Origin of the sequence: Costertonia aggregata (genome assembly GCF_013402795.1) — a bacterium.
Taxonomy (GTDB): Bacteria; Bacteroidota; Bacteroidia; order Flavobacteriales; family Flavobacteriaceae; genus Costertonia; species Costertonia aggregata.
This window is the reverse complement of the sequence record NZ_CP058595.1, coordinates 2,127,369-2,141,160: the sequence shown is the minus strand read 5'-3', so window position 1 is coordinate 2,141,160 and position 13,792 is coordinate 2,127,369. Positions and strand designations below refer to the sequence as shown.

11 protein-coding genes are annotated in these 13,792 nt (G+C 39.7%); 6 read left to right on the top strand and 5 right to left on the bottom strand.

Annotation, left to right across the window (positions count from 1 at the left end; translation table 11 throughout):
• Positions 1-38 precede the first annotated feature (38 nt).
• The 4 genes from ahcY (at position 39) to HYG79_RS09805 (ending at position 4,498) form a co-directional block, all read left to right on the top strand.
• On the top strand, positions 39-1,355 hold the full coding sequence (ahcY, locus tag HYG79_RS09820; protein ID WP_179241918.1) for an adenosylhomocysteinase: 1,317 nt from the start codon (positions 39-41) through the stop codon (positions 1,353-1,355).
• 65 nt (positions 1,356-1,420) lie between these two features.
• Positions 1,421-2,524: an SDR family oxidoreductase gene (locus HYG79_RS09815; protein ID WP_179241917.1), complete on the top strand. Its 1,104-nt coding sequence runs from the start codon at positions 1,421-1,423 to the stop codon at positions 2,522-2,524.
• 37 nt (positions 2,525-2,561) lie between these two features.
• Positions 2,562-3,083 carry a 5' nucleotidase, NT5C type gene (locus tag HYG79_RS09810; protein WP_179241916.1) on the top strand — a complete coding sequence of 174 codons (522 nt, stop codon included), beginning with the start codon at positions 2,562-2,564 and terminating at the stop codon, positions 3,081-3,083.
• A 62-nt stretch (positions 3,084-3,145) separates the two neighbouring features.
• Positions 3,146-4,498 (top strand): hypothetical protein, encoded by a 1,353-nt coding sequence (locus tag HYG79_RS09805; protein WP_179241915.1) that lies wholly within the window; start codon positions 3,146-3,148, stop codon positions 4,496-4,498.
• Here HYG79_RS09805 and HYG79_RS09800 read toward each other — a convergent pair.
• The 5 genes from HYG79_RS09800 to HYG79_RS09780 all read right to left on the bottom strand — a co-directional run bounded on the left by HYG79_RS09800 (position 4,495) and on the right by HYG79_RS09780 (position 10,189).
• A complete protein-coding gene (locus HYG79_RS09800) occupies positions 4,495-5,514 on the bottom strand; it encodes a phytase (RefSeq protein ID WP_179241914.1) in 1,020 nt (339 codons plus the stop codon). The genes HYG79_RS09805 and HYG79_RS09800 overlap by 4 nt on opposite strands.
• 69 nt (positions 5,515-5,583) lie before the next feature.
• Positions 5,584-8,457, bottom strand: coding sequence for a TonB-dependent receptor (locus tag HYG79_RS09795; RefSeq protein WP_179241913.1), 2,874 nt, complete (start codon positions 8,455-8,457; stop codon positions 5,584-5,586).
• Between the two features lie 186 nt (positions 8,458-8,643).
• Positions 8,644-8,904 (bottom strand): 50S ribosomal protein L27, encoded by a 261-nt coding sequence (gene rpmA, locus HYG79_RS09790; RefSeq protein WP_099544685.1) that lies wholly within the window; start codon positions 8,902-8,904, stop codon positions 8,644-8,646.
• A 58-nt stretch (positions 8,905-8,962) separates the two neighbouring features.
• Entirely contained in the window at positions 8,963-9,640 is a 678-nt protein-coding gene (gene rplU / locus HYG79_RS09785; RefSeq protein ID WP_179241912.1) for a 50S ribosomal protein L21, read from the bottom strand.
• A gap of 96 nt (positions 9,641-9,736) precedes the next feature.
• Positions 9,737-10,189 carry a DUF4199 domain-containing protein gene (locus HYG79_RS09780; protein ID WP_179241911.1) on the bottom strand — a complete coding sequence of 151 codons (453 nt, stop codon included), beginning with the start codon at positions 10,187-10,189 and terminating at the stop codon, positions 9,737-9,739.
• A gap of 175 nt (positions 10,190-10,364) precedes the next feature.
• Here HYG79_RS09780 and HYG79_RS09775 point away from each other — a divergent pair, with 175 nt between their 5' ends.
• Positions 10,365-11,687 carry a M16 family metallopeptidase gene (locus HYG79_RS09775; RefSeq protein WP_179241910.1) on the top strand — a complete coding sequence of 441 codons (1,323 nt, stop codon included), beginning with the start codon at positions 10,365-10,367 and terminating at the stop codon, positions 11,685-11,687.
• 27 nt (positions 11,688-11,714) lie between these two features.
• The gene (locus HYG79_RS09770; RefSeq protein WP_179241909.1) at positions 11,715-13,784 is read left to right on the top strand and encodes a M16 family metallopeptidase; all 2,070 of its coding nucleotides are present in this window, start codon (positions 11,715-11,717) and stop codon (positions 13,782-13,784) included.
• The last annotated feature ends 8 nt before the right edge of the window (positions 13,785-13,792 follow it).

Here is a 13,792-nt window from a genome sequence, read left to right as displayed (position 1 = left end):
CGGTTTGCTATGAAACGAAAGTAAAAATAAAAAAACACATGAGCACAAAAACAATGACATACGTACCCTATAAAGTAAAGGATATTACCTTGGCGGATTGGGGAAGAAAGGAAATTCAATTGGCCGAGGCCGAAATGCCCGGTTTAATGGCACTGCGCGAAGAGTATAAAAACGAACAGCCTTTAAAGGGTTCCCGCATCGCCGGTTGTCTACATATGACGATACAGACCGCTGTTCTCATTGAAACTTTGGTTGCACTGGGTGCGGATGTGACTTGGAGCTCATGTAATATTTTCTCTACACAAGACCATGCCGCTGCTGCAATTGCTGCTGCGGGCATTCCGGTTTATGCCTGGAAAGGGATGAACGAGGAAGAATTTGACTGGTGTATAGAACAAACTCTCTTTTTTGGCGAGGACAGGAAACCTTTGAACCTTATTTTGGACGATGGTGGTGATTTGACCAATATGGTTTTGGACAAATATCCAGAGTTGGCTTCCGGCATCAAAGGCCTTTCCGAAGAGACCACTACAGGAGTACATAGATTGTACGAGCGCGTTAAAAACGGTACGCTACCCATGCCTGCCATTAACGTTAACGACTCAGTCACCAAATCCAAGTTTGATAATAAATACGGTTGTAAAGAAAGTGCCGTAGATGCTATACGTAGGGCTACAGACACCATGCTTGCCGGCAAAAAGGTTGTTGTTGCAGGTTACGGTGATGTAGGAAAAGGAACGGCAGCATCGTTTAGAGGTGCGGGTTCAATAGTTACCGTGACCGAAATCGACCCCATTTGTGCACTACAGGCCTGTATGGATGGTTTTGAAGTCAAAAAATTGGAAAACGTAGTTGGTACGGCCGATATTGTTATTACGACCACCGGTAATAAGGATATCATTAGAGGAGAACACTTCAGGGCCTTAAAGGATAAAGCCATTGTTTGTAACATCGGCCATTTTGACAATGAAATAGATATGGCTTGGCTGAACGGGGAATATGGGAACACCAAGGATGAAATTAAGCCTCAGGTAGATAAATATACCGTTGACGGCAAAGACATTATCATTTTAGCGGAAGGCCGATTGGTAAACCTTGGTTGTGCAACCGGTCACCCAAGTTTTGTAATGAGCAATTCATTTACAAACCAAACCTTGGCACAGATTGAATTGTGGAAAAACAGTGACAATTACGAAAACAAGGTATATATGCTTCCGAAACACTTGGACGAAAAAGTAGCCAAATTACACTTGGCCCGCTTGGGAGCTGAACTTACCGAGCTAAAACAAGATCAGGCCGAATACATCGGCGTAAAGGTCGAAGGCCCCTACAAACCAGAGTATTACAGATACTAATTTTGAACCAAACCCTTATCGATATTTTGCTTGATAGGGGTTTTGCCTTTAACCAATCGTTTTAAATGACTATACTACTTACAGGTGCGACCGGTACTCTGGGATCTAGGGTTCTATTTTCCCTCTTTGAGGATAAATGGGATATTATCGACCATGTCTACCTTCCTGTACGGGAAAAAAAATCAAGCACTCCAGAAAGTAGGATTGTCAAGATGTTGGGGAGCGATTTCGCGCCACAGTTCGTAAAGAACAATACCAAAGCAATACTATCCAAAATTACGGTTGTTCCCGCAACCGATATTTTGAGGCCCGATTCGTTTTTGGCCAACAAAAAAATTACCCATTTTATACACTCTGCCGGTTTTGTGAACCTGTCTACGGCTCCAGAGGCCAAAGCCGAAATCTTTAAGGAGAACTTTGATTTCACCAAATCAATTTTTGAGGCGTACTCCTGTAAGATTGATAAATTTATTTACATAAGCACAGCTTTTTCGGCGGGTAATTTAGGTGGATTAATCCCAAACGATTATTTAAAAACAGAACCGAAGGAGCATAGAAACCATTACGAAGCTTCAAAATATGCCTCTGAAAAATATTTGATGCAGGCGGGCAAAGCGGCAGGCGTTCCCATTCAAATTTTAAGACCCAGTGTTTTGGGCGGGAATATTACGGACGCCCCTAATTTTTTCATTTCCAAATACATGGTGTTTTACCTGTTCGCTAAATTCTTTTACCGCAATACCTCAGGGGAAAGTATTAGAATTACGGCACATACCGATAGCGGTCTCAATATCATACCCACGGACTATGCCGCAAAGGTCATCGCAACCGTTTTTGACACCCATGTAGAACAATTGAACATTGTTCACCCAAAAACCACGCATATTACCAACGGCATCAAAAAAATATTGGATACGGTCAGCTTTGAGAACTTTAGCCTTACCCAAAATATCATTGACCAAGCAACAGGTTTTGAGTCTAAGTTAGAACAGTTTTATTACAATACCATAGGTGTACATTTAACGCCTTATCTTACTTCCAAACCCTGTGAATGGGATACTACCTTATTGGAAAAAATTCTCCCTGTCCCGGAGTATAATCTAGAGGATTACCTAACAAACACCATACAATTTGCCAAAGCACAAGGGTTTCGGAATCAACAGTGGTAATACTAATTTTACGTCATTGAATATCTAATTTTTGAATATGGTTTTATTTGTTGATATGGACGAGGTTATTGCGGATACCTACGGGGCCCACATAGAGATTTACAATCATGAATTTAACGGTAGGCTTACACCTAAATCATGTATGGGTTCAGAAGTTTGGCAAATGGTGCCCAAAGCACATCAAGATAGCGTGCGAAAACATGCTACAAGAAAAGGTTTCTTTAAAGATTTAAAAGTCATAGCGCATAGCCAAGAAGTTTTGAAAAGACTTTCCGAAAAACACGAAGTATATATCGCCTCTGCCGCTATGCAATTTCCCAACTCCCTAGAGGAGAAAAGCAAATGGTTAGATGAGCATTTCCCATTTATCCCATGGCAACACAGAATTCTTTGCGGTCATAAGCATATTTTGAAAGGGGATGTGCTTATAGATGACCGAAGTTACAATTTAGAGAGGTTTAATGGCCGTAGCCTACAATTTACCTCTCCACATAATGTAAACACAAAAGGTTTTGAAAGAGTGAGCTCTTGGGTAGAAATAGCTGAAAAACTACTTTAATCTAAAATTCTACATGTCCTAAAATACCAGTAACTTTAAACCATATACCACCTTCATAAGTTTTGGCACACCCGAAAATTAAAAATACGATTACGTTTACCGATAAATTTGGGGAAATTTTAAATTTATCTGACGTTCAAATCAAAAAAATAGACAACCTAACCTATGAATTATTAAAAAAACACCAATTCAGTATTGACCCCGATTATGATGAAAAAAAAGAGCGAAAACAGTGTGATAAATCCGTACAAAAAATATTGAGTAAAGAGCAACGTGTTAAATTAAAAAAGGTTAGAAAAAACACTCAAGAAAAACAATCTACAATAGATTTTGAAACCCAAAAATTTAAACGACTACAGGAAAAATATAAAAGTTTACAGCTTACAGAAAAAAAATTACATATTCTTCAAAACATTCTAAATGATATCAGAGAAGTTGTGTTTGCGAAATGGGGAAAGTATGTGCCTGGTAGTAAAAACCAATTGAGTAAACACGAATTATATTTAAATGTGGCAAGTAAAAAATTATCAGGGTTTTTAAGCGAGGAAAAGTTAGCCGAGTTTTATAAGATTGAAGCATCAGAACAAAAATGGTTGAAAAAAATTCATACTGAACAAATAGTAAACATGAACGCTTCATTGAATTTGACAAGCAAACAAGCAGAATTTATTTACGATTATGAAGAAAATGAACCGTCAAAAGATATCAATAATGACTATTTGAGTGAATTTGAAAAATGGGATTTGAAACGAGAATTTATGAGCTCAATTTTAGACAAAAAACAATTTAAAGAATATCTAAGATTATCAGAAAAGCAAAAGGCGGCCTACATCTCATATTTCAAAGAAACCGACAATCTAAAATCTAAAGAGGTAAAAAGGCTTAAGAGTAGAGTTAATTACTTGATCAACAATTATCTTTACGTACTCTGTGAATGGAGATTGGAGTTAGAAACATATATTCCCAAAAGTCTAAATTTGATGCTGCTTGATTTTAGATTGAAATATCATGAAAATCTAAAGAAAGATTTAAACAAAAATCTGAAACAAAGTATTCGCCACAATAAAAACCACGTCCCAAACGATTTGATTTTTTTAAAATTAAGAACAAAAAATGATGCAATTGTTCCTCATTTACATTGCATTACTAATTTAGAAAACAACATTATTACTGAAGTTCCAAAAAAATTATGCGATTTAATAGTCAATAAGCCCTCAAAAGTAAGAGATGCTGACGCAAAGCTGCATGAATTTACAATAACAAATTATGAAAACCATGGTGGGACTTATGGAGGGTCAACTTATATTAGAAGAAAAAACAGAGATGAAATAGATTCTAAACTTGATATATTATCAATCTTATTGTTGCATCCTGAGCCCCAGAAAAATATAGATGCCGGTAAAAAGTTTGACTAGTTGCTTTTAAGCTGTAGCTTCCCCAAATCATAAAAATAAAAATTCTTTTCATCGTTCATGGCAACAAAGAGCCCATTGGGGAAAGTATCGTTCAAAGGCACGGTAACCACTTCGCAACCATCGGTTTCATATGTGGACAAATTTACTGCCTTGATAAAGGCATTATCTTTTCGTGAAAAGATATTGAACTCGCCCAATTGTTGGTTGGAAACGATTATATAACCCTCTCCGTTAGGATAGTTCGCAATGGCGATACCTTCGATATCCTCAAAAAAATATTCTCCGCCAAAACAACTTATTTCTTCATTTCCCGCAGAAGGCTCGGCATGATATTTTTTGATGCAGACCCCTTCATCCGAGTAATATACATAGCCATTTTCATCATCTACAGCGATGGCCTCAATTTCTTTTTTACCACTGAAAGAACCAAATTTGCGAACCAAATCCGTTTGTACCCCTGTACTATCGGATTGTAACCTGTACTGGTACAAATACCCCTTTGAAGGTCCGGTTTTTCTTCCCACAATGGCATAAATTGTCGCATCCCTTGGGGATTTGTACAATGCCACGCCCATAGGCAATTTATTTTCCAGAACGGCCTCATCCTCAAAGACCGAAAATCCCCCATTATCCAACGGTTTCATATCGGGAACCGAGAATACGCGTATTTGCTGCCGCTCCCTTTCGGTAAAAACCAAAATATCGGTTTTGGTCGAATCGTTCAATTGAAACCCATATTCTATATCAACGTTGTTGGGCCTTTTAATATTTTCAATGGTCTTTTCCGCTATTATTTTTCCATCCAGATCAAAAGCATAAATAGCTCCGTTGGTTTCTTTGTCCGTTCCAAAAACAATACTTTTTGAAGGGTCGTTAGGATGTACCCATATGGCAGGGTCATCAGTATCATTAAGGGTAAATTCGGTGATTATGTCCGGTGCTATTGCCGGTAATTCACTTTGATTGCATGAGCTACCAAAAATGAATATTACACTTAAAAACAAAAGTTTCTTCATATATCTGAATTTAGGACAAAAGCCACCCCTACCGTTGCAAGGGCAGTTTTTGAGCAGCAGTGAAATTATCTATTTTTTGAATAAATCGTACTTTAAACCAAAGGTCAAGCGTTGGCCATAAAATTCAACCTGCTGTGTACGGTCACGTATGCCCTGAAAATAGCGCAAGGGCTGATTGGTAATGTTGTTTACATCGGCGTACAAACTCAGGTTTTTGTTAATAGCATAGGTCGCATTAAAATCAACGAACAATTGAGTGTCATAATACCTATCGTCAAAATCGTTACCCGCAATCTCATCGATATAGCTATCGGAAAAATTAACCGATAAGCGGGCACTGAACCTTTTATCGGCATACCCCAAAGAACCATTGAACATGTTGGGTGCTGTATTGGGCAAATCCAAATCTTCCCTTTCATCACCATCTTCGTTACGAATGCCATCAGCGGAAGAAGTCAAAAAGGTATAATTGAGGTATAGGCTGAAATTACGGGCAAAACCGGGCAAGAAATCCAGTTGGCGCTGAAATGCAATCTCAGCCCCAAAAATAGAGGCCCCCTCGCCATTCAATGGTTGAAAAGTTTCAAAACCACTAGTTCCCGGGCCAAAAGTATCATCGGTAGTTTCACCTTGAAAGGTATAGATAAAATTGTCAATATCTTTATAGAACAATCCGCCCGATACTATGCCCACACTTTGAAAGTAATGTTCGGCCATAATATCAAAGTTCATTGATGTGGTGGGTTCCAAATCGGCATTTCCCAAAATAATCTCATCATCTTCGCTCAAAATTTCCGCTCTGGGAATCAAATCTACATAATTGGGCCTTGCCAGAGTATTTGTCCAAGCCAAACGTAAAACCGTATTTGGTGAAACATCATACTTAAAATGTACCCCAGGTAGAATATTGGTATACGAGTTTTCATCGTTCACCACTTCAACTTCAATGCTTTCTTCAATACCATTGGCCTCATCTTCCTCAATAAAAGTCAAGCTATTTCCCGTGGATTTTAAGTTGGTGTTTTCGATACGTATTCCGGCCAAAATACTCAATTTTTCAGCTATTTTTTGATTGAACATCAAATACCCCGCATACACATCTTCGATAACTTCAAAATTACCCGGTAAAAATTCATCCAAAACCGGAGTCCCATTGGTCAAATTTAGCCTGCCCAACCATTCCTCACTCGCAAAAGCGCCTATGAGATATTGACTGCCCGCCAAATAATCGGAATCTGAATAATCTTTCACCGGAACATCCACAAGGGTGGGAAAATCGTCCTCTAAATCAAATTCAAGGAAGTTATTGTCCCTCAACTTTGTTTTAAAACGCCCTCTTGCCCCAAATTTGAAGCTTCCGTCACCTTTGCCAAAAATATCGACCGGAATTTCAAAATTCACGAAAACATTGATATCCTCTTCTTCGGTAAACTGGTTCTCTTCGGTAATTTCACCGTATTCAAAACTTTGTAGATTTTCGTCAGCTACGTCGGCGGCCGAAAATCTTGGGTATCTTGTATTGAAAACATCATTGTTTATTATGTACTCTGATTCAAATTCGGCATAGCGTTCGTTCAATCGCTCCTCAGATGCCTTCGCAAAAGAACCCATCCAATCTACTTTTAAATTGCCCCAAAGGTGATTACCACCTAAACTGTAGTTCTGCATACGTTGATCTTCCAAACGCCTATTTTTATTTCTAGTATTATCTATGCCACCTTTAGTCTGGCGTTTTACCTCTACCGGAAAACGCACCGGCAATCTATTTAAAATTGTAAAATCACCAGTTCCGATATCCTCGCCGTCCAAAATTTCGTGTTCCAACCGAAACCTGTTCTCCCTATCGTCACGCCAGTTGTACATGGTTTTTAAAAAAACAGTATTGTTGGCATCAAACTTATAATCAAGATTGGCAGAAAAACTTCTTCTGATACGTTGCACCAAATATTCCCTTTGCTCAAAAACATTGGCATAAGGGTCAACATCGATTTCTTCCAAAATATCTTCCCCATCGGCATCCTGCACCCCTGTGTTAAACTCAAATTCATCTGTCCATTCCGCTTCAATATTATCGGATCCAAAATCGTTATCGTTTCCTGAAACGGCAATCATCCACCCGAACTTATCGTTTTTACTTCTATTTCCTAATAGTAACGACCCGTTCAAAATAGGTTTATCCGTTATAAAATTAATACCTGAACCCAATGTGGCCGATAGCCGAAACCCCTGGGGCGATGTCCGGGTCACCAAATTTACGGAGCCCCCCAGAGCATCGGCATCCATATCGGGAGTTACAGCTTTGCTGACCTCAATGGTCTGTATCATATCTGCCGGAATCAAATCCATCTGGATATTTCTGTTATCGCCTTCGGCGGATGGGATACGGCTACCGTTGAGCGTAACGGAATTCAACTGTGGCGAAAGTCCACGTACTATAATGTTCCTCGCCTCGCCCTGATCTACCTGCATGGTAATACCGGGAATTCGTTTTACCGCATCACCAATATTGGCATCGGGAAATTTACCGATTTGGTCGGTCGACACCACATTCGTGATATTGAGGTTGGATTTTTGGGTGTTCAAGGCTTTGGATTGCCCACTCAAACCATAGGCCGTAACCTCAACACCTTGCAACTGCATACTTTTAGGTTCAATAAACAAAGAAATTTCAGTGGTTGCATTTGCTTTTACGGTAACTTCTTGCTGAATGTCTGCATATCCTAAATACGAGACACTTAAAGTATACATGCCTTCAGGAATATCGATCAAAGTAAATCTGCCGTCAAAATCGGAGATAGCCCCCTTTGATAAAGAAGTAATCATAACGTTGGCTCCAGGCAGATAAATCCCGTTTTCATCGGATATGGTTCCCTGTACATTTCCTGTTTGGGCGAACAAGATAAAAGGTAAAAAGATGAATGTAATGCGCAATATATTTTTCATTTTTCCAGTGTGGTTGAGTTAAGCCACAAAGAAATTGCATTAAGGGCCAAAGGCAGGTTTACAAAATTTTAAGTTTAAATGAATTTTACCTGTATTTTTGAGGTTCTTTAAATTAACTTAACAATCGGGTAACAAAAAACCCTCACTGTTGGTGAGGGTTTTGAATTTTTTGAAGAATAAAGTTTTTTATGCCTCAAAAGGCTCAATAGATACATAGGATTTACCTCCCGCTTTCTTTTCAAACTTTACCAAACCATCTACTCTAGCATGTAAAGTATGGTCTTTGCCAGCGTATACGTTTTCACCTGGGTTATGTTTTGTTCCTCTTTGCCTAACGATAATATTACCAGCAATAGCAGCTTGACCACCGAATATTTTGACGCCTAACCGTTTCGATTCTGATTCTCTACCGTTCTTAGAACTACCTACACCTTTTTTATGTGCCATGATATTACTATTTAGTTGAATCCCAAGGACATACCATAGGGACTATATGATTTAACAATTATGCTTTGCCGCCGTCTAGTTCGTCCTGCCATTTTTTTAGCTCGTCCCACTTACCTTCAGCCGCCAATTTAGCTTGAGCCGGCCAAGTATCGGTCACGTGGTTTCCACGAACGTCCGCAATGATTTCGGAAATTTTTTCTGATTTGGCCTTCGCCAATTCTGCAAAAGTTGAGATTCCTGCTGCTGTTAAAGTTTCAGCTATTTTCGGACCGATACCCTCAATCTTTTTTAAATCATCTGCCTTAGCGGTTTTGGGGGCTGCTTTCTTTTTGGGTGCCGCTTTTTTTACCGGTGCCTTTTCAGCTTTTGCTTTTGGAGCCTCTTTTGGCTTCTCTTCTTTTGCCGGAGCTGCTTTTTTGGCTCCCTTGGCAACAATATTTTCAATAACGATTTCTGTCAAAGATTGGCGATGACCGTTTTTCTTGCGGTAGCCTTTACGCCTTTTTTTCTTAAAAACGATTACTTTGTCACCTCTAAGGTGTTTAACGACTTTAGCCTCAACAGCCGCACCGCTTATAGCTGGGGCGCCAATAGTCACGTTCTTGCCGTCATCCAAAAGAAGTACATTGTCAAAAGTCACCTTTTTCCCTTCTTCTGTCTGTAAACGGTGAACATACACTTTTTGGTCTTTCGCAACTTTGAATTGCTGCCCTGCCATCTCTACAATTGCATACATAGCGTGTATATTTATTTAAAATTAACGCTTACTTTTTCAATAAGCGGATGCAAATATAGGGGTAATTCGTTAATCCACAAGTGATTTTTAGAGTTTTTAGACCGATTTTTTACTGAGATTATTACTCGCCTTGAACAATTGCATAAAAGACAGTGTCAATACTAGCGTTGTCGCAAACCCCATGATGGCAACAGTAAAGAAAACGATACCTTCAAAATGAAAATTTTTGAACCAAGCCTGGGAAAGTTGTGCTAAAAAATCGGTATTCACTTCAGTGGAGTAAAAGGCGAAGAAAACCGTGAACAAAAGTGTGGCGACAAAACCAGTTACCACGCCTGTAGAAAATCCTTTCGCATAGTTAAAGTTCATACCTTCCCTAATTCTCCTGTATTTTATAGCTTCATAAATGGCAAAACCTGTAATTACGCCATTAAACAAACTATAAAATACATTGGTATGCAAATCAAAAAGGGAAAGTATCAAAAAATAAGCTATCAGCGAACCGCTGGCAGCAATTCCAAAACGAATGGGAAGTGTAAAATTTTTCATGTTCTAGGCTTTTGTTTTTCCCTTAATATAATAAATATAGAGAAGATTTATGATAAAAAGTTGTTAAACCCTTGGAAGGCTAGGCATCGGATAGAAAAAAACTTAGTTACGTGTAACAAATCGAGTATATTGTACACTTATTGATCAAATTGGTTTAAACAAAACACTGATTAAAATGAAAAGAAAACTATTCTTGGCTACCTTTTTGCTTTCTGCCATGGTAGCCGTAAAAGCCCAGGAAGTCACTTACGAAGAATACGACCTGGACAACGGGTTGCATGTGATTCTTCATCAAGACAATACGGCACCTGTGGTGACCACGTCCGTAATGTACCATGTAGGCGGAAAAGACCGTACCGAAGGCCGTACAGGCTTTGCTCATTTTTTTGAACACTTGCTGTTCGAGGGTACCAAAAACATAGAGCGTGGAAAATGGTTCGAAATCGTATCTTCCCATGGTGGGCAGAACAATGCCAACACTTCACAGGACAGAACGTATTATTATGAGGTGTTTCCATCCAATAATCTACAATTAGGCCTTTGGATGGAATCCGAGCGGATGCTACATCCAGTTATTGACCAAAAGGGTATTGACACCCAACAAGAAGTGGTAAAGGAAGAAAAGAGATTACGTTACGACAATTCTCCTTACGGGCAGTTATTACCCGTTCTTGGCGAAAACCTATTTGAGAAACATCCATACAAAGACCCCAATATTGGATATATGGAAGACTTGGATGCTGCTACCTTGGAAGATGTTATAGCATATAACAAAAAATACTATGTGCCCAATAATGCCGCTCTGGTCGTAGCGGGAGATATAGATATCGCCGAGACCAAAAAAATAATCGAGGATTATTTCGGCCCTATCCCGAGAGGTGAGGACGTTGTACGCAACTACCCCAAAGAAGACCCGATAACCGAAGAAAAAAGGGTAAAGGCCTACGATGCCAATATACAGATACCGGCGGTGGGCATTGCCTACAGAACGCCCGGTTTTAAAGAACGTGATGCATATGTGTTGGATATGATCTCAACGTATTTAAGCGATGGGAAAAGTTCCAAGCTATACAAGAAAATGGTAGACGATCAAAAACAGGCTTTACAAGTAGGTGCTTTTAATATCCCACAAGAAGATTACAGTATGTATCTAGTCTTTGCCCTACCTGTTGGCGAAACATCATTGGACACCTTGATTTCAGAAATGGAAGAAGAAATAGCAAAGGTAAGAAACGAACTGATTTCCGAAAACGACTATCAAAAACTCCAGAACAAATTTGAGAACCAGTTTGTGAACTCCAACTCAAGCGTATCCGGTATTGCCAATTCATTGGCAAGGTATCACGTGCTTTATGGCGATACGGAGCTTATCAACAAGGAGATTGAAATTTACAGGTCCGTAACCAGGGAAGAAATAAAAGAGGTTGCGAACAGGCACCTAAAATCCAACCAAAGAGTGATTATAGACTATTTGCCAAAAGACAAAACCGAAAACTAAAATCGATACTGAAATAAATTCAGACTTATGAAAAAAATATATCTAGCAGCGGTATTCGCCTTTATGGCAATTACCCTACAAGCACAGGTCGACAGGAGCATTATGCCCAAACCGGGGCCATCACCTGAGATTAACCTAAAAGATGCGGAACGCTTTGAACTCAAGAACGGGCTTAAAGTATTGGTAGTGGAAAACCGTAAATTACCAAGGGTTTCCATACAATTAAGAATTGATAATCCGCCCGTTCTGGAAGGGGACAAAGCAGGGGTTTCCAGTTTGACCGCAAGCTTGCTGGGCAACGGTTCCAAATCAATCCCCAAAGACGAGTTCAACGAAGAGGTCGACTTCTTGGGCGCCAGCATAAATTTTGGCTCACAAAGTGCCTTTGCCAGTTCACTTTCAAAATATTTTCCAAGAATATTGGAGCTTATGGCAGACGCGGCCATCAATCCGAATTTTACCCAGGAAGAATTCGAGAAAGAAAAACAAAAACTGATAACCGGTTTAAAAACACAGGAAAAAGATGTTTCCGCCATTGCAAGAAAAGTGCAAAATGCGCTGGCTTACGGAAAAAATCATCCCTACGGTGAGTTCACTACCGAAGAAACGGTAAACAACGTAACCTTGGCCGATGTTGAAAAGTTCTACTCCGACTATTTTGTGCCTGCCAATGCATATATGATAGTAATAGGGGATGTTAATTTTAAGGACGTACAAAAATTGGTAAAGGAACACTTTACATCATGGACCAAAGCGGTACCGCCATCCTTTAGTTTTTCTAAACCAACTGATGCTCAGTACACACAAATAAACTTTGTTGATGTACCCAATGCGGTACAGTCAGAGATTGCCGTTCAGAATTTGGTAAATCTTAAAATGAACGACCCGGATTATCTTTCAGCTTTGGTGGCCAATCAAATCTTGGGCGGTGGCGGTGAGGGCCGTTTGTTCCTAAACTTGAGAGAGGACAAGGGCTATACCTATGGGTCTTACTCCAGGTTAGGGGATAGCAAATATGCCCCCTCAACCTTTAGGGCGACCGCTCAGGTTAGGAATGCAGTGACCGATAGTTCGGTGGTGGAAATGCTGAAAGAGGTAGATAAAATAATTACCGAGCCAGTTTCTGCCAAAGAACTGGAGAACACCAAGGCGAAATACGTTGGCCGTTTTGTACTTGCGCTCGAAAAGCCAGAGACCATAGCCCGTTATGCGCTGAATATCGAGACTGAGAACCTCCCAGACGATTTCTATAAAAATTATCTGGAACGCATTAACGCAATAACCGTTGAAGATGTTCAAAATGCGGCACAAAAATATTTCAGTTCTAAAAATGCACGTGTCGTAGTAACCGGAAAAGGAAGTGATGTATTGGAAAACCTGGAAAAAGTGGAATTCAACGGCAAAAAGATTCCTATAAAATACTATGATAAGCAAGGTAAAGCTACCGAAAAACCCAATTATGATGCAGCTATACCAGAAGGTGTTACCGTAAACAGTGTGCTGGAAAAGTATTTAGAAGCTGTTGGAGGCAAAGAAAAATTAGAAGCCGTTGAATCCTATTTATTGTTGGCCGAAGCTGAAATTCAAGGGATGAAACTGGAACTGGATATGAAAAAAACATCCAAAGACCAGTTTATGCAGAACATCAAAGTTGGTGGCAACTCTATGCAAAAACAAGTTCTTGACGGGGACAAAGGCTATATGGTCGCCCAAGGGCAACGCAAAGACCTATCGGAAGAGGAAATCATGAAAGTGAAAGAAGAATCCTCTCCCTTTCCAGAACTGAATTACCTCAACGGCGGAGTAACCCTGGAGGGCATTGAGCCCGTAGACGGAAAAAAAGCCTATAAAATAAAAGTGTCGGACAGCAAGGTTTCCTTTTATGATGTAGAAACAGGCCTAAAACTGCAAGATGTACAAACCCAAGAAGTACAAGGGCAACAAATGTCAAGCACCATTGGGTATGGCGATTACAAAGAAGTATCGGGCATTATGTTCCCTTTCATGATATCCCAAACAGCGGGCCCACAAAAATTTGATTTCGTAGTAAAGGAAATCAAGGTAAACCAAGGGGTATCCGACTCAGATTTCGAATAAAATACTAT